This window comes from Bacteroides cellulolyticus, from assembly GCF_025567135.1.
Taxonomy (GTDB): domain Bacteria; phylum Bacteroidota; class Bacteroidia; order Bacteroidales; family Bacteroidaceae; genus Phocaeicola; species Phocaeicola cellulolyticus.
The window spans coordinates 146,208-171,509 of sequence record NZ_JAOQJJ010000004.1; the positions used below are offsets into that span (position 1 = coordinate 146,208).

Genomic DNA, 25,302 nt, shown 5'->3' on the forward strand with positions numbered 1-25,302 from the left:
GCGCGATTTTATTTGTCATGATTTAAACAGTATTTAAATACCGCTTAAATATCATTTATAATCATTGGAAGAACAGGTCATCAAGACGGCTTGTATTCTCTTCTTCAAGTTCCGATACCTTATCCTTACACGGATCAAACTCATCAGGAATATCAAATTTCTCTTCCTGCGAATATCCCAAAGTCTTGTCGGCATAAACCTTATTCATATATATACCCCATATAGGAAGAGCCATCGAAGCACCCTGTCCGTCAGCCATACGGTCAAAGTGAATATCACGTTCCTCACCTCCTACCCAACATCCTGATACCAGACTCGGAGTAAAGCCCATAAACCAACCGTCTGAGTTATTTTGAGTGGTACCTGTCTTACCGCCCATATCTGCCGTAATGTTATACAGTCGTCTGATACGTCCGCCGGTACCCTCGTTTATTACCGCACGCAGCATTACAAGCATCTTGTATGCGCTGCTTTCGCTTATCACCTCGTTCACCTGTGGAGAGAATGTGGCAAGCACGTTACCGTCATTATCCTCTATACGTGTAACAAACAATGGTGCCGTACGTATTCCCTTATTCACGAAAGCCGTGTATGCGCTTACCATCTCACCTACCGATATCTCACAAGGTCCGAGACAAAGAGATATAGTAGGCTGAATTTCTTTATTAAGCACACCGAACGAATGAATCAGTCTGACAAATTCATACGGATTAAGTTTGCTCATCAGATAAGCAGAAATCCAGTTGTTAGAGTTTGCAAGACCCCATTTCAGAGTTACAATCTCACCGTAATGTTTTTTAGAACTGTTTCTCGGAGTCCATGCAATACCGTTTTCATCGAAATAAGTACCCTCTACGTTTCTCGTCTCATCGCACGGAGAGAAACCGTTTTCCATCGCAAGCGAATACAGGTACGGTTTGATGGTAGAACCCACCTGACGGCGTCCCACCATAGCCATGTCATACTTGAAATTGTCATAGTTAGGTCCGCCCACGTATGCCTTCACATATCCCGTTATAGGGTCCATCGACATAAATCCTGCACGAAGGAAATGCTTGTAGTATTTTATAGAATCGAGAGGAGTCATGATAGTATCCTTCTCACCCTGATATGTAAACACTGTCATTTCACGAGGAGTATTGAAAGCCTTCATAATTTCAGCATCCGAATATCCAGCAGCCTTCATCACACGGCGACGCTCGCTCTGTCTGATAGAACGGTTCAGGATAGCCTCAACCTCCTCATTAGTAAGCTGATTGGTATATGGAGCAGTCTTTCTGCCTTTCTTTTCTTTGAAGAAACGAGGCTGCAGATACTCAGCCACATGCTCCTGCACAGCCTCCTCGGCATATTGCTGCATACGCGAATTTATAGTGGTATAAATCTTTAACCCGTCTGTATAAAGATTATAGTTTGAGCCATCTTTTTTCTTGTTCTTGGCACACCAACCGTACAGAGGATTTGTTTCCCATGCAAGAGAATCTTCGTAGAACTTCTGCATCTGCCAGCCACGATAATTCTTCTTCACCGGTTTCTTGGCATTCAATACACCTCGGAGATATTCTCTGAAGTATGTAGCCAGACCGTCGTTATGGTCAACCGGCCTGTATTTCAGCACCAATGGCAATGCCTGAAGCGAGTCACATTCAGTCTCAGTCAGATAACCGGCCTTACGCATCTGGTCGAGCACCACATTTCGGCGACCACGTGTACGCTCATTGAAACGACGCGGATTATACAGCGATGGGTTCTTACACATACCGATAAGTGTAGCAGCCTCCTCAATGTTCAGGTCCTTAGGCTCTTTTGAGAAATAAGTACCTGCGGCAGTCTTTATTCCCACGGCATTGTTCAGAAAGTCGAACTTATTGAGATACATCGTAAGGATTTCCTCTTTGGTGTAATAACGTTCCAGCTTAACGGCAATCACCCATTCGATAGGTTTCTGCAACAGACGTTCCATCACATTGTCTGCTGTAGGCGAATAAAACTGCTTTGCCAACTGCTGCGTGATAGTACTACCTCCACCGGCATTCTTCTGCATCAGCACACCACGCTTGATAAGGGCACGCATGAAAGCCCTCGCATCAATACCTGAGTGTTCGCTGAAACGCACATCTTCCGTAGCCACAAGAGCATGTACCAGATTTGGCGACAAGTCCTCGTAACCTACATACAGACGGTTCTCTTTGCTGAGCGACCACGTACCCAACACCTTTCCGTCGTCCGAAATAACCTGAGTGGCAAACTTTAGATTAGGATTTTCCAGTTCCTCGATAGGTGGCACATAACCTATCTTGCCATCCGAGATAGCCGAAAATATTATATACGTTGCCAGCATTCCTATCAGCAGCAACGCCCAAAGTACGATGATAAATGTTTTCCTCATTGAAATAGCTTATTTGTTACGTTCAGTCCCATAATTCTTACAAACAGGACAAATCGCTACAAAAGTACAAAAAAACAACGGGATTAATGTATTATGGAAGATATTTTATAATTTGCCATTACTCATTGTTCATCATTAATTAACCACGCGCATCGCCTGCATCTTCAATATTGTGGGCTTTTAAGGCATTCAATATTTCATTCCATTATTTAAACATCATTTAAATATGTTTTCAGTGAACGGTCAGTGAATGGCTGCTGAACACTCAGTAAACACATAAATCATATTCTGTTCACCCTATGTTCACTAACCGTTCATTAAGCGTTCACTGGCAGGTATTGCAAACGTTTTGCAAAATGTTTTAAATAGGTTTGCAAAACTTTTCTATTTTATACAAGTTCCAACTTTACCAAATTCACACCCAAGTTGGGGTCGAATTAATCACCATTAGCCACAGCTTCACATCTTCTCCTCAACCTTACCAGTTCATCCAGTTTTGCAGGATTTTTATCCAGATTAAACAAAGGCAGATATTGAGCAATCAAAGACCTTTCCATTTCCTCAAGATTATCAGAGTGAGCAACGAAATTTACCTCCAAATTATCTTCTATCCATCCTAATATTTCCGCAGAATCATGTTTAGAGAACTTATAGTTTCTTTTATTCTTACGTTCCTTTAAAGAGCCTTCTTCCGGCAAATATCCCAACACTGCACCTAAAGAGCGGAAGAATGTTCCGTGACCTTTTGCATGTAATTCATTACCCCAAAACCTGTCTCTTAATGAATTTGTAGAAATTCCTATGTACATGATATTGTGCTTTCTCTCATGCAATACTTTACTGAATATTTGAGGCAGTTTCTTTATATCCTTGATTTTGATAACGTATATGCCAGGCACATCAGGGATATCTAAGGCATTCAATTGTTTTACACTACGGAATTTTGAGGAATCCATTAACAGTTCAACAGATATTTGAGGAGCTGAAGTTTTTACAGATTCATTCTTAATTACCTTTTTCTCATAGTTTTTTCCGGAATGTGGAATAAACCACCTTCCATTACTAAGCTGATAAGCATGTTCTATTTCTCCGGCTCTTAAAATATCCCTTAACGGTTTGCCAGGTCTGCTTGACGAATCATTAAGTATTCCTGCTTCATCAAGTATTTCAGCAGCCTCAACTGCTGTTAATGCATCTATACCATTTCTTTCGATATATTTGTCCAAATTTGATATAATCAATTCACAATTCTTCATAACTAAATATTCTAATTGGTAGCACTAAAAATTTCAAGCTATCGGGTTTTATTTTTTCTTTTCTTCACTGATGGTTGGTTATCCTTAATTATCCATTATCGCATCCAGCATCTCAGAACACTTATCCACTTCAAATTTATGTTCAGAATAAAACTCAACACATTTATTAAAAGTCACATTCAAAAGACGATTTTCTAAATTCCATAAAAAATTGTTCATATCCTCATACTCAAAATATGTGTCTGGAATATAGTCAACAAACTCAGAACCCGACATTGCTCCTATCCCTTTCCTACACCTGAACATATCAACAATAAGCCTGTTTTTCAGACAATCAAAATATTCGGCAAATTGGTTTACCTTCATTTCTTCAATAGAGATAAAAGTTTTTACAATTCCACACTTCTCGCCTATCCAGTCACCAAGAACCATACCATTATAGCAAAATCCCCTTATGGAATCTTCTCTGCTCCTTTTATATATCGAAATACGATTATTCAATACATAAAACATTTTCCTGATGTCCTTATTAGATATTTGAATATCATCTGTCAATGATTTAAGATATCTCTCCTGATATCTTTCAAAAAAATGGACCGGAAAGAATAATACAAAATCTTTTAATAAAGAAGCAGTCCACACCCCACCTTCATAATGGAAAAATACTATAAAAACCGGATCCACTATTTTATTTTCCTTTTTCGACCAGGCACTAAATATAATATTCCATTCATTATATCTTTTAGTCTTTATAACAGTCTCCCAAATCCACGGGTACTTGGGCTGGTTCAAACACATACGCTTAAATTTGTTTTCAAACCTATTCCACCTGTCATGCACCTCACGGAAGTCAGCCAAAAGTTCTTTGGCAATCTCTTCCAATGTCATAGTTGAAGTAATCATAAACCGTTGTTTTATTTATACCATTAGTCACAGCAACACATTTTCTGCGCAAACTTTCCAGATTTACGCATTATATGTATAGAATGAAAACAACATCCAATAAATTGATAACAAATATCCTGTAAATCAAAGTTTTATAATCTTATTTTTATTTTCGGTTGTTTTCAGTACTTTCAGTAGATTGGCTCTTGTTTGGTGCAATTTTGTTTCTCATTTGTTTCTCAAATTCGATACTTATTCGTATATTTGCAGTAGAAAAAATGAGAAAGGAATCCCTATGGCACGAGTTAAGAATCATACAAAAGTCAAAGAGCCAATTCGTCTTCGGATGAAGTCGCTGAGCAATGGCAGCAAGAGCCTGTATCTGGATATATACCGCGACGGAAAGCGGACATATGAATACCTCAAGATGTATATTATCCCGGAAACGGATAGCAACTCCCGCAGGCAGAATCAGACGACAATGGACGCCGCCAATGCCATCAAGTCGAAGCGTATTATCGAACTGACCAGTAATGAGGCCGGGATTGTATTCCGTAAGGACAAGACTTTCCTGCTGGATTGGATGCAGGTTTATATGGAGGCTCAAGAGAGTGCCGGTAAGAAAGATGGCAGTCAAATCAAGATTGCCATGCGCATACTGAAAGACTATGCCGGAGAAATGGTCACACTGGATCAGATTGACGGGGACTTTTGTCGTGGCTACATCACTTATCTGCTGACGGAATATCATCCGAAAGGCAAGGACATATCGAACTACACGCTTCACAATTATTACCGTGCGTTGAACGGTGCGTTGAACTCTGCCGTCAGGAAGAAAAAGATGAAGGCCAACCCTTTCAACGAACTTGAGAAGTCGGAGAAAATCCGCAAGCCGGAGAGTATGCGGTCGTACATGACCATCGAAGAGGTACAGGCGTTGATTGACACTCCTATGCCCCACGAGGAATACGAGATTGTAAAATGCGCATATCTGTTCTCCTGCTTTTGCGGATTACGCATCAGCGATATAATCAAGCTGAAATGGAATGACGTGTTCGTTGACAGGGGACAGTACCGTTTGGCCGTGTCCATGAAAAAGACCAAAGAGCCTATTTACCTGCCCCTCTCTCCTGAAGCGTTGAAGTGGATGCCGGAACGTGGGGGCAAATCATCAGAAGATAATGTGTTCGACCTGCCGTCCGCCAATACAATCAGAATGCAGCTCAAACCTTGGGCGAAAGCAGCCGGAATCTCCAAGCGGTTCTCCTACCACACCAGTCGCCATACGTTTGCCACCATGATGCTGACGCTCGGAGCGGACTTATATACTGTCTCGAAGCTGCTCGGCCATGCCGATGTGAAAATGACACAGGTGTATGCCAAGATTATCAATAAGAAAAAGGACGAGGCTGTGAATCTTGTAAACGGTTTGTTTCACTAATTGAAGGCATTCTGTGGTCCATGTCTAATTTACAAACATATATTTACGGCATTTCTCCGGTTGTAAATGCAACCGAAGTTAATGCTTCCATCACATATTATAAACTCAAAAAGGTAAATCGACATGAAAAGACCTGAAGACGGCCTTCTCTCTTTTTGGAGGGAGCCAACACCTGCAGCACTTCGCTGCGGACAAGGATGTGGCGAATGAACTTTTCGCCCTGCTTACCGAAGCAAAAACAGTTTATCTCCACGATGTTGTGTTGGGTGGTAAACAGTACCACCGCTATGTGGACGATTTCGTAAACGGACACCGGTACATAGACTGTGACCATGCGGCCTGCCGGAACTGCCACGAAATGAACATCCACATTGTCAAGGGGCTGCTGACCGAGTGCGCCAGTTCCGTCCAGCCCTGCTTTGCCGCACCGGATTTCACGTTTAATGAGTGCATGAAGTTGAAACGGATGTATGACACCTCGGAATCGTTGTCTCCGCTTGGTCCGCCCCGTATCAACCGACCTGCGGCTCTCTCTCTTTCTTTTGGTTGTAATTTTACCCCGGAACAGATGAAAAGTATAGTGGCTTGCGCCAATACTTATCATCTGTTCTGTGTTTCTGTACGCATTGAAGACATGGAGGCTCTCTTCGCCTGCAAGAAGGGCTTTTCCATCCGCGTGAACAATATCCGCCGTGTGGTAATCCTGTTCGATGCGCTTCTTGAAAACTCGTTCATCCAATCTCGGTGGCAGAATGTTCTCGGCAAGGGCGCATTCCTGCAGTCCAAGGACGGGACACGCTCCGTTTCGGTGTCAACCCTGTCTTCCGCGCTGTCATCCATCAAGAACAACATGACATCGGTCGCATACAGCATCCGAAAGGTCATTGATCGGCTGAAAGAATGACAGAAAGTGACAAGAAGCGAAGTATGTGAAAGGTAAAAGCATGAGAGTTACAATGACACGTGCATAGTATCATTCCCCAAATCACGGCATCTTCGTTTACAGGACATACCTTTGACCTCCGTTAGCGCGCTGCATAACGGAGGTTTCATCTCCATTGTCAAAAATCAAACTGTGTTATTATGCCGAATAGAATGACATTCATGGAGCGGATGAGCGGACGGCTCGCCGCCATCGAATCGGTACTGAAGAAATTGGAACCGGTCGAAAGTCTCTTGGAGCGTATTACGCTGCTGGAAAATACCATCTTCACGACCAAGAGAGTTTTCACATTTCAGGAAGCCTGCATGTATATCGGGGTTTCTGAAAGTATGCTGTACAAGCTCACATCGAGCAAGGAGATACCGCACTACAAACCGCGCGGTAAAATGGTTTATTTCGCCAAGGAGGAATTGGACGAATGGCTGTTGCAGAATTATGAACCTACCATGAACGAGGCAGTGCGCAGGGTGACGGAAGCCGCCGCCACAGAACCGTTCCTTAACAAGAGACGCTATGGAAAACGAAAGAAGGATTGACCGCACAACCAGCATGGGGATGGATGAACACCGCCTGTCGGACATCCTCCATGCCTCGCAAATCAAGGCGACGGACATTTATGAGACCCCTCCGCAAATCATCTGGATAGATAACTCAACGATTGCCACGCTCGGCAATTTCAGTGCATCGACTGGCAAGGCGAAATCGAAAAAGACGTTCAACGTCTCTGCGCTTGTCGCCGCATCATTGGCGGGGAAACAAGTATTGAACTACCGTGCACATCTGCCCGAAGGCAAACAGCGTATTCTGTACGTCGATACGGAACAGAGCCGTTTCCATTGCCGCTCGGTATTGGAGCGTATATTGCGGCTGGCCGGGTTGCCCACGACGACCGATCCGGAGAATCTCGATTTTTTCTGCCTGCGTGAATATTCGCCGTCGGTGCGTATCGAGGTCATCGACTATGCGCTGCGCCAACAGAAAGGCTACGGACTGGTCATCATCGACGGCATTCGCGACCTGATGCTCGACATCAATAATGCCGGTGAATCGGTGGAAGTCATCAACCGGATGATGGAATGGTCTTCGAGATACGACCTGCACATCCACTGTGTGCTTCATTTGAACAAAGGGGACAACAACGTGCGCGGACATATCGGAACGGAGATGAGCAACAAGGCGGAGACCGTGCTGGTCATCAGCAAGAGTAACGAGAATCCCGGCATCAGCGAAGTCCATGCGCTCCATATCCGGGAAAAAGAGTTCAAGCCGTTTGCATTTACCATCAATGAAACAGGACTGCCCGTCATTGCGGAAGTACACTCGTTTGGCGAGCCCCCGAAGCCCAAGGCAAGAACGGGGTTTACGGAACTGAGCATCGAACAGCACCGCGAAGCTCTCTCTGCCGCATTCGGGGAAAAGCCCATCCGGGGATTCGACAACCTGCTGCAGAGCCTGATGGTCTCCTACGAGGCAATCGGGTTCAAACGCGGCCGGAGTGTCATGATAAAACTGATGCAATACCTGATAGACAACCTCAAGCTCATCATCAAACGGGACAAGTTGTTCTATTACGACATGACGCCTACCGAGGCCATGCTTTTTGATGAAGAATGAAGTCGTGCGCGGGCTTATATCATTTAGTTTACTTTAGTATTTATATATATAGGGGAAAAACTAAACTAAACCTTTTTTTGAAATCAAGTGAAAGAAAAATAGATGACCATAGCAGAAGCAAAACAAGTACGCATCGTGGATTTTCTGGCACAGCTCGGCCACCATGCACAGCATATAAAATCGGAACAATACTGGTACTTCTCACCGTTACGGAACGAGCGTACCCCGTCGTTCAAGGTGAATGACCGAATCAATGAATGGTACGATTTCGGCGAGGCGACCGGCGGCGACCTGGTGGAACTGGCAAAATACATTTGCCGGACGGACTGCGTGAGCGAGGCACTGGCGTATATCGAGAGGCTTGTGAATGGCGCATCACTACCGAGAACCCGTATGCCGACCGCTCCACCCCGACCGGTGGAGGCTGAAATGAAAGACGTGATCGTGATTCCACTCCGCCATCACGCCCTGTTCTCTTACCTCCAATCCCGGCTTATCGACGCGGACATCGGCCGTATGTATTGCAAGGAGGTGCATTATGAACTGCGAGGCCGTCATTATTTCGCTCTCGCATTCGGCAATACCTCCGGTGGTTACGAGGTGCGCAACGCCTATTACAAGGGATGCCTGAACAACAAGGACATCTCATTGATAAGACATCTGACAGAAGAGACACAGGAAAATGTCTGTGTTTTCGAGGGCTTCATGGATTTCCTTTCCTATATGACACTGAAACTGGCAGGCGACCGAACGGTCTGTCTTGCCATGCCATGCGACTACCTCGTGATGAACTCGGTAAACAACTTGAAAAAGACGCTGGCACGTTTACAGGAATATTCGGTCATCCACTGTTATCTCGACAATGACCTTGCCGGGCAGAGAACCACAGAGACCATTGCCGGGATGTATGATGGACGTGTCAGCGATGAATCCTGCCACTATGCGGAATACAAAGACCTGAACGATTACCTGCGCGGAAAGAAACGCTGATATTCAGTGTTCTCCTTTGCCACCTAAAGCTCTCCACCACGAGAGCTTTTTTTATGCCCCGATTTCTCCATTTCCCTCCATAGAGACTGCAATATAGTACGATTTAATAGTTCGATTTTTGGAAATTACATAAATCTCATTAACGAAATAGATGTTTAATGCTCAATTATTTTATGGTTTTATATTTCGTGCGTTTCTTTGCAAAATCATACTAATACAAATTTTAATATTCATACTAAATACATGAACTCATATTTCATTTTTGCCATCGTCCTGACGGTTGCCTACATCATTTACTACGCCGTCATCATAGCGCATGACATCTACGGGAAAAAGGGGACGGACAAACCGAACGAGGAAGTTTTCGACCTCGGCGCACCGGAAGAGGAAGAGAGTGTGGCTGTCACGGAAAGCGAGACCGGCTTCAGTATCGGTAGCGAGAACTACGAGACGGAAAGTACGGCTACCTCTTCCGAAACATCCCTTGAGGATGTCAAGGACAAACCGGGAACGGCGCAGGAGAAACTGGAACGGCTGAAGGCCGAGGCGGAGGAACAGATGGAAGAGACCACGCCTTACCTGTCGGACGCACGCACGTCGGAGGAGATGTACAAGGCTATGATTTCCAAGGGACGGTTAGACAACCGACCGGAAATAAAGTGGAACCCAATTCAAGACCGGTTGTGAGATGTCGAAAGCTAAAAAGATTCTATGTGCGCTGTGCCTCCCGTTCCCCTACACGACTTTTGCCAAAAGCGGCAGCGTGAACTATAGCTGGGGAGCGGATGCGTTGGCCACGATGCACGACTTCGTGGTGACGATGATGCTCTATGTCCAGTATATCTGTTGCGCTATCGCCGGAGTTTACGTCATCGTGTCCGTCTGTCAGATATACATCAAGATGAACACGGGCGAGGACGGCATCACCAAGTCGATAATGACGCTTGTAGGTGCGTGCCTGTTCCTGATCGGGGCATTCTATGTTTTCCCGGTTTTCTTCGGCTACCGCATATAACCTTACTTGTATCAGGTCGCAGACAAATAAAGTATTCACTAAAAAAGTAAACGTATGTTTCAGAAAACCAAACAACTGTGCCGCAAGGCATTCGGATTCGTCAACGGAATCCCTACCAAAGTAATGATGTTCTCCTTCATGCTGCTGTCCGGCATGGTGGCGAAAGCGCAGAACTCCGCAGGCGACTATTCCGCCGGTACGAGCGCATTATCCACTGTCGCGGAGGAGATTGCCAAGTATGTGCCTATTATGGTGAAATTGTGCTACGCCATTGCCGGCGTTGTGGCCATCGTGGGTGCAATCTCGGTATATATCGCCATGAACAACGAGGAGCAGGACGTCAAGAAGAAGATCATGATGGTCGTGGGAGCCTGTATCTTCCTCATTGCGGCGGCCAAGGCGTTGCCTCTGTTCTTCGGTATTGCCGCTTAAACATCAAGGATAAGTATGAAAGGCAAGGACGAACGCTATCCGGACTACCCGCTGTTCAAGGGACTGCAACGGCCTCTTGAGTTTTTGGGCATCCAAGGCCGGTATATATATTGGGCGGCGGTGACGACGTGCGGAGCCATTGTCGGCTTTGTCGCCGCCTACTGCCTGCTCGGTTTCATTGCCGGGCTTGTCGTGCTGGCAGCCGTCGTATCGGCCGGTATCGTGCTCATCCTCCTCAAACAGCGGAAAGGACTGCATAGCAAGAAGGTCGTTCCGGGTGTGTATGTGTATGCCCACTCGCGCAAGATCTGACGAAAGAAAAACCATCACGGCAATGTGCATGGCTTTATTGATTGTTGAACGCGGGCGGGTTTGTCTTGAAGCAAGGCGAACCTGCCCCTATTTAATTACACGTATATCGAAATGACCCTATACATCATTTTATGTTTTGTCGCTTTGTGCGCGGGTATGGCCTTGTCGGTCTATGCGTTCGGTACGGGCGGCAAGCGCAAGCGAATCTTTCAGGACATCTATTTCTCGGCGGAGGAAACGGACGGTGTGGGTGTGCTGTACACCAAGACCGGCGAATATTCCGCCGTACTTAAGATAGAGAATCCGGTACAGAAATATTCGGCGGACATTGACAGTTACTACGACTTCACACACTTGTTCACCGCCCTTGCGCAGACGTTGGGCGAAGGGTACGCCATCCACAAGCAGGACATCTTCGTCAGGAAACAGTTTGCGAGCGAACCGACTGACGGTCAGGAGTTCCTGTCTTCATCCTATTTTCGTTATTTCAAGGGACGTCCTTACACGGACAGCCTTTGCTACCTGACCATCACGCAAGAGGCGAAGAAAAGCCGTCTGTTCTCGTTCGATAGCAAAAAGTGGCGCGACTTCCTTGTGAAAATCCGTAAAGTACACGACCAGTTACGTGACGGCGGCGTACAGGCCAGATTCCTGAACAAAGCCGAAGCGAGCGAGTACGTCGATCGTTACTTCGCCATGAACTTCAAAGACCGCACCGTGTCGATGACGAACTTCAAGGCGGACGATGAAACCGTGTCGATGGGCGACAAACGCTGCAAGGTGTACAGCCTTGTGGACGTGGACTGTGCCGCACTGCCCTCACAGATACGTCCGTACACGAATATCGAGGTCAACAACACGGAAATGCCCGTCGATTTGGTGTCGGTGGTGGACAGCATCCCGAACGCCGAGACGGTGGTCTATAACCAAATCATCTTCCTGCCCAACCAGAAGCGTGAGCTGTCGCTGCTCGACAAAAAGAAGAACCGCCACGCGAGCATTCCCAATCCGAACAACCAGATGGCGGTCGAGGACATCAAGCGTGTGCAGGAAGTCATCGCCCGTGAGAGCAAGCAACTGGTATATACACACTTCAACATGGTGGTGGCCGTGTCTGCCGGTGCAGACCTGCAAAAGTGTACGAACCACTTGGAAAACGCTTTCGGGCGTATGGGTATCCATATCAGCAAGCGGGCATACAACCAACTGGAACTGTTCGTCGGTTCGTTTCCGGGCAACTGCTACACGCTCAATGAGGAATACGACCGTTTCCTGACCCTTTCCGATGCGGCGATGTGCCTGATGTACAAGGAGCGTGTGCTGCACAGCGAGGAAACGCCGCTGAAGATTTACTACACCGACCGTCAGGGCGTGCCGGTGGCTATCGACATCACGGGAAAAGAGGGAAAGAATAAACTGACTGATAATTCCAATTTTTTCTGTTTGGGGCCTTCGGGCAGCGGCAAGAGTTTTCATATGAACTCGGTCGTGCGCCAGCTCCATGAGCAGGGAACGGATGTGGTGATGGTCGATACGGGGAACTCATACGAGGGACTGTGCGAGTATCTGGGCGGCAAGTATATCTCCTATACCGAGGAACGGCCTATTACGATGAATCCGTTTCGCATCAACCGGGAGGAATACAATATCGAGAAGATAGACTTCCTCAAGAACCTTATCCTGATGATTTGGAAAGGGTCGGACAGCCAGATTCCCGAAATCGAGTTCCGCATTGTCGAGCAGATAATCATAGACTACTATGATGCCTATTTCAACGGATTTACAAGATACACCGACGAGCAACGGGAGGTACTGCTGAAAAACCTGTTTGCGGCGGCCAGCCGAAAGAACCCAAACAAACCACCCAGAGAGGTGGATGAGATGGTGCGCAAACAGATAGAGGTGCTTGAGGCACGGCGGGCGGCTCTCAAAGTGTCGGAACTGAACTTCAACTCATTCTTTGACTACTCATTCGACCGTCTGGAGCAGATCTGCACCGAAAATGACATCACGACAATCAGCTACTCGACCTATTCGACCATGCTGCAGCCGTTCTACAAGGGAGGCGCATATGAGAAGATTCTCAATGAGAATGTGGATTCGGCACTGTTTGACGAGACATTCATCGTCTTTGAAGTGGATGCAATCAAGGAAAACAAGAAACTGTTTCCCATTGTCACACTGATTATCATGGACGTGTTCCTGCAGAAAATGCGCATCAAGAAGACCCGTAAAGTCCTTGTCATCGAAGAGGCGTGGAAGGCCATTGCCAGCCCGCTCATGGCGGAATACATCAAGTTCATGTACAAGACCGCCCGTAAGTTTTGGGCTTCTGTCGGCGTGGTGACGCAGGAGATACAGGACATCATCGGCAGCGAAATCGTGAAGGAGGCCATCATCAACAACTCGGACGTGGTGATGCTGCTTGACCAGAGCAAGTTCAAGGAACGCTTTGACGAAATCCGAAAGATTCTTGGTCTGACCGAGGTGGATTGCAAGAAGATATTTACCATCAACCGCTTGGAGAACAAGGATGGGCGCAGCTTCTTCCGCGAAGTGTTTATCCGTCGGGGGACGACCAGCGGCGTGTACGGCGTGGAAGAGCCGCACGAGTGCTACATGACCTACACGACCGAACGGGCGGAAAAGGAGGCACTGAAGCTTTACAAGAAGGAACTTCGGTGCAGCCATCAGGAAGCTATCGAGGCATATTGCCGGGACTGGGATGCCAGCGGTATCGGGAAGGCCCTGCCTTTTGCACAAAAAGTAAACGAGACGGGGCGTGTGCTCAACCTCCGTCCCGTGCATGAATCCAAATAAACATTGCAGCCATGAAACGACTACTCCTTATCCTGACCATCGCCTCGGTCACACTCTGCCAGACGGTTCACGCCCAGTATTACAGCGTGAACTACGACACCCGTACCGTTGCGGCGATGGTGGCTGCCTTCGGTACGGAAGCGGTCGCCGAAGGGTACTACCGGGAGCAGGTCGATGACGTCCTCAAGCACTACACGGCAGCGGAGGTCGCTACCGCCGGGATATTCGCGGCCAAGTTCTTGGAGCATAAAGCCCTGAGCGACCTCGGCATCTGGAACAGCCGTACGGAAAACTACTACTACCGGCGCATCTACCGGATGGTGGCGGAGAAAATCATGCCCAAGATATGGGTGGTGGCGAAGCAGATGCTCCATTCGCCGCAAACGGCTATCTATTGGGGCAGTTACCTGATGAAAGTCTGCGATGATACCAAAAGTCTGTGTATGCAGTTCGAGAGCGTGGTGACCAACAGCACGCTGACCTTTTCGGACATCGCCTTTCTCGAAATCAATCCGGAAATTGCCCCCTTGCTGAAACTCTCCGAAACGGGAAACATCGACTGGCAGCGGATGATGGACAACTTCGCCCGCATACCGGGCAACTTCACCCACGAGAACCTGAAAAGCGACCTCGACAACCTTTATAACACGGGGGTCGGCCTTGCAACGGCAGGCATTGCCAATCTTGGTGACGCCCTGTTGCAAAGCAGCTCGTTCCATGACCTGCTGGGTGGAAAGGTTGAAGAAATCGGCAACCTGTATGAACACTACGGGAGTCTATTCGAGCAGGCGGAACATGACATCAGCGGCTTGCTGATTGACATGGTGGGTGGTCCGGACAACGTGGCCGGTCTGTTCAACTTCAGCAACTACAACCTCACGGCATGGATGACCGACTACCTGGACGAAGCGATGGGGAACTATTACACGCAGCGGTGGTACATTGCCCGGCGTGACCAAGGGAGCGTATCGCTGTGCGACTACTATCCTCCGACGGACGACAACAGCATCCTGAACGGGGGCGCATGGGTGCGGTTCAACACGAGCGACCCGAATTTCTATCCTGATGCCTCGCAACGGGAACAGGTACTTGCCAACTCGGAAGGATATGCCGGTTGGTCAAGAAACCGCGTGCAGCAGTTGAACAACCAGAACGACGGGTTCAGCTACAGCATCAACTATTGGATGAGTGCCTATATCATCAGCAAGAAAAACAAGCAGACCAAAAAGGCATACGCATACGAAATCCATGTGAGCAAAAACTGGAACAAAGAAGAGGTCGTCTATGAGGAAGTCTTCGATTCCTACTCGATGGACTTGAACACGTTTCGGGCGCAACTGAATGTCCGGCTTGCGGAGTTCAACGAGAACGAGGACGGCTACACCTATTATATATCTTCCGGTGCGCGGAACTATTACCAAGCAACGGACGCAGCCAAATTGAAGGGATGCGAGAGCGTGACCATCAGCGTGACCTGTTCCGACGGGGTTACGCTCGGACAAGGCTCGACACAGTACAAGTGCCGCAAGTGCGGCAGCTCGTTGAATGCCCACACCAAGGAGTGCGCCATGCAGACCTCGGTGACGGAAAACGACCTCGACCTTTCGGAACTGGACGCGCTATTGAACGAGGCGAACAGCCAAGCGGCCAATATTGAAGCGCAAATCGGGGCATTGGAAAACGAGAACGCTGTCCTGCTGAAGAAAATCAGTACGGCGAGCATTGAGGATGCGGCGAATTACCGGCAGCAGTACAACGCGAACAAGACACGGATAGACCGTCTGAAAGGAGAACTCGCGGAATGGAAGAAGAAACAGTCCGACTATGCCCAAGCAAAGTCGGATGCCGCAGACGACAACAGCGTGGCGACGGATGACTATTACCGCATCCCTGCCATCATGCAGGACTGCAAGGCGGCATACGGTCTTACTTGGCAGGACGGCGGAGCATGGAACGGCTACTCGTATGTACGCAAGGCGACCATGCCGAATATCAACGGTATCATCACATTCAGGGCTACGGTCTCCATTGCCCGCAAGCCGAAATATTTTCTCGGCATAAAAATACACCGTACCATTATCCAAATCAAGTGGGAACTCACTTCGGAATATACGGACACACACGTCGCTGACGTGCTGACCCTTGATCCGGGACTTTCGGATGCGGAAAAGGCTAAACTGGTAAACGACCGGATAGCCGAAATCGCCCGTGAACATCCGTCCTGTAAAATCACGACGGAATACGCCCGCAGCGCACCGACGGAAGAAACGCCATCAGGCGACGTGTACCATCTGCTGTGGTCAAGCGACCGCCTTGAGATAGCGCGAGAGGTGGACAGCAGAATCACCAAGATATATGCCGACTTGGTATCGCTGGAAAAGATGATGCACTACAAGCGGAGCATCCTTGACGTGATGAAGGATGTGCAGCCCGGACTGGACACGGACGAAGGCCGTAGGCTGACACTCGTGGAGGAATGCCATGACCGCTGGGTGGAGAATGCACGGACGCTTCGGAGCGGCAACAGCAGGAATAGCAGAAAGGAGGTACGGCCATGAAACGTACCATACAGATTGCCGTCGTGCTGTTCGCCCTGCTGCCCGGTATCGCCAAGGCGCAGTGGACTTTCGATATAGTCTCCGTCGAAGCCTACATCAACGACCACAAGAAGCAGCGCAGCCTGCTGTTGGCTCGTAGCACCTTGGAGTACAGCAACAAGCTGTTGCACGAGTACAGCTGTAAAGAAATTGGGGACTATAAAGAGTTGAATATTGACCTTGACAAATACACCCGTGCGTTCGATGCCATCGACGTCATGTACCAGTCGTTGCGCACGGTGTTGAACGTCAAGAATACCTATACATCGGTCAGCGACCGTATCGGCGACTATAAATCGTTGTTGGAGGATTTCAATGCGAAGATCTTGAAACGTGGACGCATCGAATCCGCAGATACCCTGATTATCTCCATCAATGCGAGGGGGCTGAGGGCGATTGCCCGTGAGGGGGAACAGCTCTACAAGTCCGTGAGCGACCTCGTGCTGTATGCCACCGGAGCGGCAGCCTGCTCGACCTCCGACCTGCTGATGGTGTTGGAGGCCATCAACCGCTCATTGGACAACATCGAGCGGCATCTGAACCGGGCCTATTTCGAGACATGGCGGTACATTCAAGTGCGCATCGGCTATTGGAAAGCAAAGGTATATCGCTCCCGCACCATGCGGGAGATTCTCGATGACGCCTTCGGGCGTTGGCGCGGAGCCGGAAGACTGGATTATTAACGACAAAAAGAGAAGAATATGAACAGAAAACTATTACTCATGGCAGTGGCGGTCACCGTAACGACAGCCGTACACGCACAGTATGTAACGTACAACCATGATTCGCCGAAGCAGAATCAGGTAACGGTCATGGAAACCGGTACGGGCGCACTCTCGCCCGACCTCTATTATTCCGTGCTGCACAACAAATACAAGAAGTCGGCGGCGGCCAAAAACAAGCTCTCGTTCCGCACACTTGCCGGTATCAATCTCTACAACCAGGTGGACGAAGCGGAAGCCATTGATTCGGCTTTGGTCAAGCGGGCGAAGGTCGAGGCGTTGAACGTTGCCGACCGGCAGGCGGACATCGCGTGGCTTGCCGAGGGCGATAAGGTCAGCAGACAGATGGACCGGTTCCGGCGCAACATCGACCGTATTCTCCTGTCCGGCGGTACTCCGGCCGACAAGGAACGGTGGACGGAATACTACCACGTCTATCAGTGCGCCATCAACGCCACGAAAGACGCCTATATGCCAAACGCCCAGCGAAAGAAGGAGTATCTGCGCATCTACGAGGATGTGGCACGGCAGAACGAGATTTTAGTGAGCTACCTCGCCAAGCGTCAGAACGCAACGGCAACAAGCACACTGCTGAACGCAACGGACAACCGTACCCTGCATAAGGGCGGCATTGTCCGCAATGCCATGAGCCGGTGGCAGGAATCACGCCTTGCGGTGCGTGGCTCGCAATCGGGCGGCAACGGAAACGGCGAAGATGACAACGAGAGTGTAAACAGAGGGAAATAAAAAGACAGGGCTATGGCAAACGGAGATATACTTTCGGATTTCGGCATCAACCTGTTGGAGGAGGAAATAGATGATGTCATCTTTCAGACCAACGAGTTTCTGACGGACGCGACTTTTACCGGTGCGCAGGGTCCTTTTTGGTGGATATTGCAGATGTGCATGGCACTCGCGGCACTGTTCTCCATCGTCATGGCGGCAGGTATCGCCTACAAGATGATGGTAAAGCACGAGCCGTTGGACGTTATGAAGCTGTTTAGGCCGCTTGCCGTGTCGATTATCATCTGCTGGTGGTATCCGCCTGCGGACACGGGTATGGCGGGGAGCCGGAACAACTGGTGTTTTCTGGACTTTCTGTCCTACATCCCGAATTGCATCGGGTCGTACACCCATGACCTGTACGAAGCTGAAGCTTCACAGATATCGGACAGGTTCGAGGAAGTTCAACAGCTCATCCATGTGCGTGACACGATGTACACGAACCTGCAGGCGCAGGCGGATGTCGCCCACACGGGCACATCCGATCCCAACCTGATAGAGGCGACAATGGAGCAGACCGGCGTGGACGAAGTGACGAGCATGGAAAAGGATGCGGCGAAGTTGTGGTTCACGTCTTTGACGGCAGGAGTCATCGTGGGGATAGACAAAATCATCATGTTGATTGCTCTCGTGGTGTTCCGAATCGGTTGGTGGGCAACGATTTACTGCCAACAAATCCTGTTGGGAATGCTGACGATTTTCGGACCGATACAGTGGGCGTTCAGCATCCTGCCGAAATGGGAAGGTGCTTGGGCGAAGTGGCTGACACGCTATCTGACGGTGCATTTCTACGGGGCGATGCTCTATTTCGTGGGCTTCTATGTGCTGCTGCTCTTTGACATTGTATTGTGCATCCAAATCGAGAACCTGACGGCGATAACCGCCAGCGAGCAGACGATGGCTGCCTACCTGCAAAACTCGTTCTTCTCGGCAGGCTACCTGATGGCGGCTTCGATTGTAGCCCTCAAGTGCCTGAACCTTGTTCCGGACTTGGCGGCATGGATGATACCGGAGGGCGACACGGCATTCTCTACCCGAAACTTCGGCGAGGGCGTGGCACAGCAGGCGAAGATGACGGCAACCGGAGGGTTGGGCGGCATCATGAGATAATCCGCAAAAGATAATATAAACCCAATAAAAATCATAACAACATGAAATTGCAAGAGAAAATCAAAAGTTGGTGCAAGGATGAGAAATTCATGTCCTTTGCACAGGAACGAGCGAGAAAAGAGGTTTGCGAGGTGACGGAAAACCACCGCATCGACCCGCAGTATGAAGAACTGGACGAAGCCTTCGAGTACGACGACCGGTACATCGCCCCCTTGGTGACGTACCTGACGTACAAGCTGCGTCTTGCCCTGCTGCAGCGGAACGCAGGTAAGCGCAAAAGAGGAATCTGGTGGGTGCTTGTCCACGTGGAGATGCAGGGCTATTACGTGGAGATATTCTCGGCGGAGTTCGAGAATCTTTTGACGGAACTTCGGGATGCGGTCATACCCATGCTGCACACGGAATATGTACAGATGTTGAACGGTAAAAGGGAATAACCGATGGTCATCAAGAATTTGGAAAACAAAATAAGACTGGTGGGCATCATCTGTACCGCTTTTCTCGTGGGATGTGTCATCATCAGCTTGTCAAGTATCTGGACAGCCCGGACGATGGTCTCGGATGCGCAGAAGAAGGTGTATGTGCTGGACGGCAACGTGCCTATCCTCGTGAACCGCACGACAATGGACGAAACGCTTGACATGGAAGCTAAAAGCCATGTGGAAATGTTCCACCATTATTTTTTCACGTTACCGCCAGATGACAAATACATCCGCTATACGATGGAAAAAGCGATGTATCTGGTGGATGAGACGGGGTTGGCACAATACAACACGCTCAAGGAAAAGGGTTTCTACTCCAACATTTTGGGTACGAGTTCGGTGTTCTCCATCTATTGTGACAGCGTGGCTTTCAACAAGGAGAAGATGGAGTTCACTTACTACGGACGGCAACGCATTGAGCGGCGGAGCAACATCCTCATGCGGGAACTGGTCACGGCGGGGCAACTTAAGCGTGTGCCCCGAACAGAAAACAACCCGCACGGATTGCTTATCGTGAACTGGCGAACCCTGCTGAACAAGGACATCGAACAGAAAACGAAGATCAACTACTAAACAACGGAGTTTATGAATATCAAGGGATTCAGGCGGATGCTCTTCGGTGAAAAGATGCCGGACAAGAACGATCCGAAATACAAAGACCGTTACGAGCGGGAGGTGTCCGCCGGACGAAAGTTCGCCCAAGCGACACGCATTGACAAGGCTGCCGCCAAGGTGCAGGGATTCGCCAACGCGCACCGGATACTTTTTCTGGTCATCGTCTTTGGTTTCGCTATCGGAGGGTTCACTTGGAACATCTATCGCATTACAATGGCATACCGCAACAGCCGGCCGACACGCACGGCGACGGAAATGCAGGATTCGGTGCTACGGGAAAGACACAAGAGGCTGCAAGGGGGTGAAATAAGGGAAAATCGGAACGAGAACAAGAAATATGAACCGCAATAAAGGAGTGCTTATGAATACACGATTTGAAAAATCAGTCCGCTCGTCGGACGAATGGTACACCCCGAAGGAGGTGTTGAAAGCGTTAGGCAGGTTCGACCTTGACCCTTGCGCCCCTATCCGTCCGTTGTGGCCGACCGCCGAAGTCATGTATGACCGGAACATGGACGGATTGTCCCTGAAATGGGAAGGGCGTGTATGGCTCAATCCTCCGTACTCGCGTCCCCTTATCGAACAGTTTGTCCGAAAGCTGGCGGAACACGGCAACGGCATCGCGCTGTTGTTCAACCGTTGCGATTCCAAAATGTTTCAGGACGTCATTTTCGAGAAAGCGACGGGCATGAAATTCCTGCGCCACCGCATCCGGTTTTACCGCCCGGACGGAACACGCGGCGATTCTCCCGGTTGCGGCAGCATCCTGATCGCATTCGGAGTGGAAAACGCAGAAGTGCTGAAAAACTGCAGCATTGAAGGCAAGTATGTACAACTCAATTAAAAGATGTATGATGAAGATATTTGATAAAATCAATTTCAGGGAGCCGAAGTATATGCTTCCGGCTGTCCTGTATATCCCGCTTCTGGTTGCATCGTACTTCATCTTCGACCTGTTTCATACCGAAACGGCGGAGATTCCGGACAAGACGCTGCAGACAACGGAGTTTTTGAACCCCGATTTGCCGGATGCCCGGCTTAAAGGCGGTGACGGCATAGGCAGCAAGTACGAGAACATGGCCAAATCATGGGGTAAGATACAGGATTACTCCGCAGTGGATAACATAGAACGAGATGAACCCGATGACAACAAGGAAGAATATGAATCGCAATACACGGTGGACGACATCGCCTTGCTCGATGAGCAACAGCAGGAAAAGGCTGCGGCAGCGCAAATTGCCGATGCCAAGACACGCGAGCAAGAAGCTCTCGCGGAACTGGAGAAAGCCCTTGCCGAAGCAAGGTTGAGAGGACGCAATGAGGTATTACCGGCGACCGATACGGACAGTACCGCATCGGCGCAACCCCCGACGGCAACCATAGAGGTCAAGGGAAAAATAGAGGAAGAGAGCCGTTCGGTAAAAGCCCCGTCAGAGAACGAACCGCCCAGCGAAGTGGTACGCAAGGTAAAGACGGCTTCGGATTACTTCAATACGCTTGCGGTCAATGCCCGTGAACCGAAACTGATAAAGGCCATTATCGACGAGGACATCAAGGCGGTGGACGGCTCGCGTGTGCGGTTGCGTCTGCTCGACGACGTGGAGATCAACGAGTGCGTGGTCAAACGAGGGTCGTATCTGTATGCCACCATGAGCGGCTTCTCGTCGGGGCGTGTGAAGGGGAACATCACCAGCATTCTCATCGAGGACGAACTGGTGAAGGTCAGCCTGTCCCTTTACGACACGGACGGCATGGAAGGGCTTTATGTACCGAACAGCCAGTTCCGGGAAACGAGCAAGGATGTGGCAAGCGGTGCGGTGTCGGGGAATCTGAACATGAATACCGGCAGTTACGGCAACAGTCTCTCGCAATGGGGAATGCAAGCCGCTACGAATGCCTACCAGAAAACGAGCAATGCCATCGGCAAAGCTATCAAAAAAAATAAGGTAAAGCTGAAATACGGCACTTTCGTCTATCTGGTGAACGGACGTGAGAAACAGTAAAAACGGAAGCCATGATAGAGATTGACAACATATATAATATGGACTGTATCGAGGGTATGAAGCTCATGGCGAACGGCAGTGTCGATGCCGTGATAGCGGATTTGCCTTACGGCGTGTTGAACCGTAGCAACAAGGCGGCACACTGGGACAGGCAGATACCGCTCGAAGCGTTGTGGAAACAGTACCGCAGGATCACCAAGCCGGGAAGCCCCGTTATCCTCTTTGCGCAGGGCATTTTCTCGGCGCAACTCATGCTCTCGCAACCCCGGATGTGGCGGTATAACCTCGTGTGGCGGAAAGACCGGGTAACGGGTCACCTGAATGCCAACCGGATGCCGCTACGCCAGCATGAGGACATCATCGTGTTCTACGACCGTCAGCCGGTATATCATCCTCAAATGACGCCGTGTCCACCGGAACGGAGGAATCATGGACGCCGCAAGACGGACGGTTTCACGAACCGCTGTTACGGTGAAATGAAACTGGCTCCGGTGCGTGTTGCCGAAGACAAGTACCCGACCTCTGTCATTTCCATACCCAAGGAACACAAGACAGGAGCATTCTATCATCCGACACAGAAGCCGGTAGCCTTGATAGAGTACCTGATACGTACCTATACCAACGAGGGCGATGTGGTGCTGGACAACTGCATCGGTTCGGGTACGACCGCCATTGCCGCCATCCGCACGGGGCGGCATTACATCGGATTCGAGATTGAACCGACGTATTGCGAAATTGTCGGACGACGGATTCGGGAGGAACTGGAACGTGGTCATGGATTAAAGAAAGCGAAATAAGGGAAATAAAGAAATAAACAATATCAACAGAAACGATATGAACAAGAAAATAATTGTAACTGCATTTCTTCTGGCGGCAGGACTTTTTGCCACACGGAACGCACAGGCTCAGCGTACATACGAAGAGATGGAACGGCTGACTGTCAATGAACAGGTAACGACCGTCATCACAGCCACGGAACCGGTCCGCTTCGTGGATATTTCCACAGACAAGGTGGCGGGCGACCAACCCATTGAGAACATCATCCGGTTGAAGCCCAAAGAGACGGGACACGAGGACGGTGAAGTGCTGGCCATCGTCACCATCGTAACGGAACGCTATCGCACGCAGTATGCACTCATCTACACCACGCGGATAAGCGAGGCGGTGGCAGACAAGGAAATTCAGCTACAGGAACGGGATGCCTACAACAATCCTACGGTCTCGATGTCCACAGCCGACATGGTGCGTTTTGCAAGACGGGTGTGGAACTCGCCCGCGAAAATCCGCAACGTGGCGACCAAGGCGCACCGAATGGTAATGCGCCTGAACAATATTTACTCGGTGGGCGACTATTTCTTCATCGACTTTTCCATCGAGAACAAAACGAACATCCGTTTCGACATCGACGAGATACGGGTGAAACTGTCGGACAAGAAACTTTCGAAGGCAACCAACGCGCAGACCATCGAGCTGACGCCTGCCCTGGTATTGGAACACGGCAAGACGTTCAAGCACGGCTACCGGAACGTGATTGTCGTGAAAAAGATGACCTTTCCGAACGACAAGCTGCTGACCATCGAAATGACGGAACAACAAATCAGCGGGCGCAATATCAGCCTGAACATTGACTACGAGGATGTGCTGTCGGCCGATTCATTTAACACCGCTTTATTGGAGGAGGAATGACGATGAAAAAGACGATAATACTGATGCTTGCCTGCATGTGCGTCTTCATGAATGCAAGTGCGCAGCGTAACAGCGGCCGCCTCTCGCTTGGAGTGGGATTGCTGTATGAGAACGGCATGGACGTAACGCTTGCTTACGAACATGAAATGAACTACCGCCATGCGTGGGAGTTTTTCGCCAACGGCTATCTGAAATGGACGGAATGTAAATCTTGCGGTCATATTTGTCCGGAATCCTTCTGGCGCAACTATCGCACTTACGGTTTCGGTGTGGCGTACAAACCTTGTGTGGTGCGTGGACGCAACCATTACGGCAACTTGCGTATCGGAGCTTCGGCAGGGAGCGACACGAACAAGTTTCTTGCCGGAATCCATGTGGGTTACGAGCACAATTATGTGCTGCGGTCGGGATGCACACTGTTCTGGCAGGTAAAGAGTGACATGATGATAAAAGGGGCGGATTTGCTGCGGACAGGTATCGTGCTGGGGGTGAAACTGCCGATAAAATAAAGGAAAAACAAAAAACGAAAATAACATGATACGAAAGATTCAATGGTTTGCAATGGCAGTGACGGCGGTATTGTGCGCTGCCTGTGACGCCCATATCGACGTACCTGATACGGCGGTACGTCCGGGACATATTCTCTGCGAGGACGGTACGGCTTTATCCTACGTACAGTATGAACAGTCGGGAAAACGGGCAATAGCGGTTGTCTTCGATACCGAACACCGTGAAGGTACGGAAGGGAACGGCTATGCGGTTTACCTGTGGGACATTGCTCCGGCAGCTTTTGCCGACAGCCTCGGTGTCGCACAAGGGACGTCGGCCGACATCGAGGCTTTGGACGGGAACATGAACACCTTTGCGCTGTACGACACACGGGAGACGGCTTCGCCTATGGCGGAAGCGGTCTTTGACCTGTGGCGGTACGGACAGAGTGCCTATATCCCGTCGGTGGCACAGATGCGGCTGCTGTATGCCGTCCGGGAAACCGTCAATCCTGTCATCGAACGGTGTGGCGGCCATCCGCTGCCGTTGGATGAAAACGACTGCTGGTACTGGACATCGACGGAGGTAACCGGACAGGAAACGGCGAAAGCGTGGCTTTACTCGACAGGAAGCGGTGCGATGCAGGAGACCCCGAAGACACAGGCGCACAAGGTGCGGCCGATTATCACACTGAACAGGTAGGAACGAAAAGAGGGAA

The 25,302-nt window shown here is 49.4% G+C and carries 26 protein-coding genes; 23 read left to right on the plus strand and 3 right to left on the minus strand.

Going from position 1 to position 25,302, the window contains the following annotated elements; translation table 11 throughout:
• Positions 1 to 61 precede the first annotated feature (61 nt).
• From OCV82_RS06280 to OCV82_RS06290, 3 genes are all read right to left on the minus strand, one after another.
• Complete coding sequence (locus OCV82_RS06280) at positions 62 to 2,389, minus strand: transglycosylase domain-containing protein (protein WP_154043665.1); 2,328 nt, start codon at positions 2,387 to 2,389, stop codon at positions 62 to 64.
• A gap of 437 nt (positions 2,390 to 2,826) precedes the next feature.
• Positions 2,827 to 3,645 carry a GIY-YIG nuclease family protein gene (locus OCV82_RS06285; RefSeq protein WP_154043666.1) on the minus strand — a complete coding sequence of 273 codons (819 nt, stop codon included), beginning with the start codon at positions 3,643 to 3,645 and terminating at the stop codon, positions 2,827 to 2,829.
• An 84-nt stretch (positions 3,646 to 3,729) separates the two neighbouring features.
• Positions 3,730 to 4,548, minus strand: a complete 819-nt coding sequence (locus OCV82_RS06290) for a hypothetical protein (protein WP_154043667.1) — start codon at positions 4,546 to 4,548, stop codon at positions 3,730 to 3,732.
• 277 nt (positions 4,549 to 4,825) lie between these two features.
• On the opposite strand from OCV82_RS06290, the gene OCV82_RS06295 reads away from it, so the two are divergent.
• The 23 genes from OCV82_RS06295 to OCV82_RS06405 all read left to right on the plus strand — a co-directional run bounded on the left by OCV82_RS06295 (position 4,826) and on the right by OCV82_RS06405 (position 25,286).
• Entirely contained in the window at positions 4,826 to 5,971 is a 1,146-nt protein-coding gene (locus tag OCV82_RS06295; protein ID WP_004320429.1) for a site-specific integrase, read from the plus strand.
• Positions 5,972 to 6,170: 199 nt separating this feature from the next.
• Complete coding sequence (locus OCV82_RS06300) at positions 6,171 to 6,875, plus strand: hypothetical protein (protein ID WP_005679961.1); 705 nt, start codon at positions 6,171 to 6,173, stop codon at positions 6,873 to 6,875.
• Between the two features lie 200 nt (positions 6,876 to 7,075).
• Positions 7,076 to 7,450, plus strand: a complete 375-nt coding sequence (locus OCV82_RS06305) for a helix-turn-helix domain-containing protein (RefSeq protein WP_008645392.1) — start codon at positions 7,076 to 7,078, stop codon at positions 7,448 to 7,450.
• On the plus strand, positions 7,428 to 8,528 hold the full coding sequence (locus tag OCV82_RS06310) for an AAA family ATPase (RefSeq protein WP_007487638.1): 1,101 nt from the start codon (positions 7,428 to 7,430) through the stop codon (positions 8,526 to 8,528). Before OCV82_RS06305 ends, OCV82_RS06310 begins: the two co-directional genes overlap by 23 nt.
• Before the next feature lie 102 nt (positions 8,529 to 8,630).
• A complete protein-coding gene (locus OCV82_RS06315) occupies positions 8,631 to 9,518 on the plus strand; it encodes a toprim domain-containing protein (protein WP_004320436.1) in 888 nt (295 codons plus the stop codon).
• A 243-nt stretch (positions 9,519 to 9,761) separates the two neighbouring features.
• Positions 9,762 to 10,205: a hypothetical protein gene (locus tag OCV82_RS06320; protein WP_004320438.1), complete on the plus strand. Its 444-nt coding sequence runs from the start codon at positions 9,762 to 9,764 to the stop codon at positions 10,203 to 10,205.
• A gap of 1 nt (position 10,206) precedes the next feature.
• Positions 10,207 to 10,533 carry a DUF4134 domain-containing protein gene (locus tag OCV82_RS06325; RefSeq protein ID WP_005679963.1) on the plus strand — a complete coding sequence of 109 codons (327 nt, stop codon included), beginning with the start codon at positions 10,207 to 10,209 and terminating at the stop codon, positions 10,531 to 10,533.
• Between the two features lie 54 nt (positions 10,534 to 10,587).
• On the plus strand, positions 10,588 to 10,965 hold the full coding sequence (locus OCV82_RS06330; protein ID WP_004320444.1) for a DUF4134 domain-containing protein: 378 nt from the start codon (positions 10,588 to 10,590) through the stop codon (positions 10,963 to 10,965).
• 15 nt (positions 10,966 to 10,980) lie between these two features.
• Entirely contained in the window at positions 10,981 to 11,277 is a 297-nt protein-coding gene (locus OCV82_RS06335) for a DUF4133 domain-containing protein (RefSeq protein WP_004320446.1), read from the plus strand.
• 111 nt (positions 11,278 to 11,388) lie between these two features.
• On the plus strand, positions 11,389 to 14,097 hold the full coding sequence (locus OCV82_RS06340) for a TraG/VirB4 family ATPase (RefSeq protein WP_004320448.1): 2,709 nt from the start codon (positions 11,389 to 11,391) through the stop codon (positions 14,095 to 14,097).
• Between the two features lie 11 nt (positions 14,098 to 14,108).
• On the plus strand, positions 14,109 to 16,655 hold the full coding sequence (locus OCV82_RS06345; RefSeq protein WP_004320450.1) for a GumC domain-containing protein: 2,547 nt from the start codon (positions 14,109 to 14,111) through the stop codon (positions 16,653 to 16,655).
• Entirely contained in the window at positions 16,652 to 17,377 is a 726-nt protein-coding gene (locus OCV82_RS06350) for a hypothetical protein (protein ID WP_004320452.1), read from the plus strand. Before OCV82_RS06345 ends, OCV82_RS06350 begins: the two co-directional genes overlap by 4 nt.
• Before the next feature lie 18 nt (positions 17,378 to 17,395).
• Positions 17,396 to 18,163 carry a DUF5045 domain-containing protein gene (locus OCV82_RS06355; protein ID WP_004320453.1) on the plus strand — a complete coding sequence of 256 codons (768 nt, stop codon included), beginning with the start codon at positions 17,396 to 17,398 and terminating at the stop codon, positions 18,161 to 18,163.
• A gap of 12 nt (positions 18,164 to 18,175) precedes the next feature.
• Positions 18,176 to 19,309, plus strand: a complete 1,134-nt coding sequence (locus tag OCV82_RS06360) for a membrane protein (RefSeq protein ID WP_008645383.1) — start codon at positions 18,176 to 18,178, stop codon at positions 19,307 to 19,309.
• A gap of 41 nt (positions 19,310 to 19,350) precedes the next feature.
• On the plus strand, positions 19,351 to 19,746 hold the full coding sequence (locus OCV82_RS06365) for a hypothetical protein (protein WP_004320474.1): 396 nt from the start codon (positions 19,351 to 19,353) through the stop codon (positions 19,744 to 19,746).
• A gap of 3 nt (positions 19,747 to 19,749) precedes the next feature.
• On the plus strand, positions 19,750 to 20,364 hold the full coding sequence (traK, locus tag OCV82_RS06370; RefSeq protein WP_004320476.1) for a conjugative transposon protein TraK: 615 nt from the start codon (positions 19,750 to 19,752) through the stop codon (positions 20,362 to 20,364).
• Between the two features lie 12 nt (positions 20,365 to 20,376).
• Positions 20,377 to 20,757 carry a hypothetical protein gene (locus tag OCV82_RS06375; RefSeq protein WP_004301338.1) on the plus strand — a complete coding sequence of 127 codons (381 nt, stop codon included), beginning with the start codon at positions 20,377 to 20,379 and terminating at the stop codon, positions 20,755 to 20,757.
• A gap of 10 nt (positions 20,758 to 20,767) precedes the next feature.
• Positions 20,768 to 21,250, plus strand: a complete 483-nt coding sequence (locus OCV82_RS06380; RefSeq protein WP_004320479.1) for a DNA N-6-adenine-methyltransferase — start codon at positions 20,768 to 20,770, stop codon at positions 21,248 to 21,250.
• Positions 21,251 to 21,257: 7 nt separating this feature from the next.
• On the plus strand, positions 21,258 to 22,409 hold the full coding sequence (gene traM, locus OCV82_RS06385) for a conjugative transposon protein TraM (protein WP_005680011.1): 1,152 nt from the start codon (positions 21,258 to 21,260) through the stop codon (positions 22,407 to 22,409).
• A gap of 11 nt (positions 22,410 to 22,420) precedes the next feature.
• A complete protein-coding gene (locus OCV82_RS06390; protein ID WP_004320483.1) occupies positions 22,421 to 23,206 on the plus strand; it encodes a DNA-methyltransferase in 786 nt (261 codons plus the stop codon).
• A gap of 37 nt (positions 23,207 to 23,243) precedes the next feature.
• Positions 23,244 to 24,095 (plus strand): conjugative transposon protein TraN, encoded by an 852-nt coding sequence (gene traN, locus OCV82_RS06395; RefSeq protein ID WP_004320485.1) that lies wholly within the window; start codon positions 23,244 to 23,246, stop codon positions 24,093 to 24,095.
• Positions 24,092 to 24,604: a hypothetical protein gene (locus OCV82_RS06400; RefSeq protein ID WP_004320486.1), complete on the plus strand. Its 513-nt coding sequence runs from the start codon at positions 24,092 to 24,094 to the stop codon at positions 24,602 to 24,604. The genes traN and OCV82_RS06400 overlap by 4 nt, the downstream gene beginning before the upstream one ends.
• Before the next feature lie 25 nt (positions 24,605 to 24,629).
• Entirely contained in the window at positions 24,630 to 25,286 is a 657-nt protein-coding gene (locus tag OCV82_RS06405; RefSeq protein WP_004320488.1) for a hypothetical protein, read from the plus strand.
• Positions 25,287 to 25,302 lie beyond the last annotated feature (16 nt).

Bases quoted from the DNA above. Each gene is read 5' to 3' on its own strand.
- OCV82_RS06325 (WP_005679963.1), top strand. From the start codon at position 10,207: ATGTCGAAAGCTAAAAAGATTCTATGTGCGCTGTGCCTCCCGTTCCCC.
- OCV82_RS06330 (WP_004320444.1), top strand. From the start codon at position 10,588: ATGTTTCAGAAAACCAAACAACTGTGCCGCAAGGCATTCGGATTCGTC.
- OCV82_RS06320 (WP_004320438.1), top strand. From the start codon at position 9,762: ATGAACTCATATTTCATTTTTGCCATCGTCCTGACGGTTGCCTACATC.
- OCV82_RS06390 (WP_004320483.1), top strand. From the start codon at position 22,421: ATGATAGAGATTGACAACATATATAATATGGACTGTATCGAGGGTATG.
- OCV82_RS06335 (WP_004320446.1), top strand. From the start codon at position 10,981: ATGAAAGGCAAGGACGAACGCTATCCGGACTACCCGCTGTTCAAGGGA.
- OCV82_RS06280 (WP_154043665.1), bottom strand. From the start codon at position 2,389: ATGAGGAAAACATTTATCATCGTACTTTGGGCGTTGCTGCTGATAGGA.
- OCV82_RS06315 (WP_004320436.1), top strand. From the start codon at position 8,631: ATGACCATAGCAGAAGCAAAACAAGTACGCATCGTGGATTTTCTGGCA.
- OCV82_RS06405 (WP_004320488.1), top strand. From the start codon at position 24,630: ATGATACGAAAGATTCAATGGTTTGCAATGGCAGTGACGGCGGTATTG.
- OCV82_RS06365 (WP_004320474.1), top strand. From the start codon at position 19,351: ATGAAATTGCAAGAGAAAATCAAAAGTTGGTGCAAGGATGAGAAATTC.
- traN (WP_004320485.1), top strand. From the start codon at position 23,244: ATGAACAAGAAAATAATTGTAACTGCATTTCTTCTGGCGGCAGGACTT.
- OCV82_RS06400 (WP_004320486.1), top strand. From the start codon at position 24,092: ATGACGATGAAAAAGACGATAATACTGATGCTTGCCTGCATGTGCGTC.
- OCV82_RS06305 (WP_008645392.1), top strand. From the start codon at position 7,076: ATGGAGCGGATGAGCGGACGGCTCGCCGCCATCGAATCGGTACTGAAG.
- OCV82_RS06380 (WP_004320479.1), top strand. From the start codon at position 20,768: ATGAATACACGATTTGAAAAATCAGTCCGCTCGTCGGACGAATGGTAC.
- OCV82_RS06290 (WP_154043667.1), bottom strand. From the start codon at position 4,548: ATGATTACTTCAACTATGACATTGGAAGAGATTGCCAAAGAACTTTTG.
- OCV82_RS06310 (WP_007487638.1), top strand. From the start codon at position 7,428: ATGGAAAACGAAAGAAGGATTGACCGCACAACCAGCATGGGGATGGAT.
- OCV82_RS06355 (WP_004320453.1), top strand. From the start codon at position 17,396: ATGAACAGAAAACTATTACTCATGGCAGTGGCGGTCACCGTAACGACA.
- OCV82_RS06375 (WP_004301338.1), top strand. From the start codon at position 20,377: ATGAATATCAAGGGATTCAGGCGGATGCTCTTCGGTGAAAAGATGCCG.
- OCV82_RS06285 (WP_154043666.1), bottom strand. From the start codon at position 3,645: ATGAAGAATTGTGAATTGATTATATCAAATTTGGACAAATATATCGAA.
- OCV82_RS06340 (WP_004320448.1), top strand. From the start codon at position 11,389: ATGACCCTATACATCATTTTATGTTTTGTCGCTTTGTGCGCGGGTATG.
- OCV82_RS06345 (WP_004320450.1), top strand. From the start codon at position 14,109: ATGAAACGACTACTCCTTATCCTGACCATCGCCTCGGTCACACTCTGC.
- OCV82_RS06360 (WP_008645383.1), top strand. From the start codon at position 18,176: ATGGCAAACGGAGATATACTTTCGGATTTCGGCATCAACCTGTTGGAG.
- OCV82_RS06350 (WP_004320452.1), top strand. From the start codon at position 16,652: ATGAAACGTACCATACAGATTGCCGTCGTGCTGTTCGCCCTGCTGCCC.
- OCV82_RS06295 (WP_004320429.1), top strand. From the start codon at position 4,826: ATGGCACGAGTTAAGAATCATACAAAAGTCAAAGAGCCAATTCGTCTT.
- traM (WP_005680011.1), top strand. From the start codon at position 21,258: ATGATGAAGATATTTGATAAAATCAATTTCAGGGAGCCGAAGTATATG.
- traK (WP_004320476.1), top strand. From the start codon at position 19,750: ATGGTCATCAAGAATTTGGAAAACAAAATAAGACTGGTGGGCATCATC.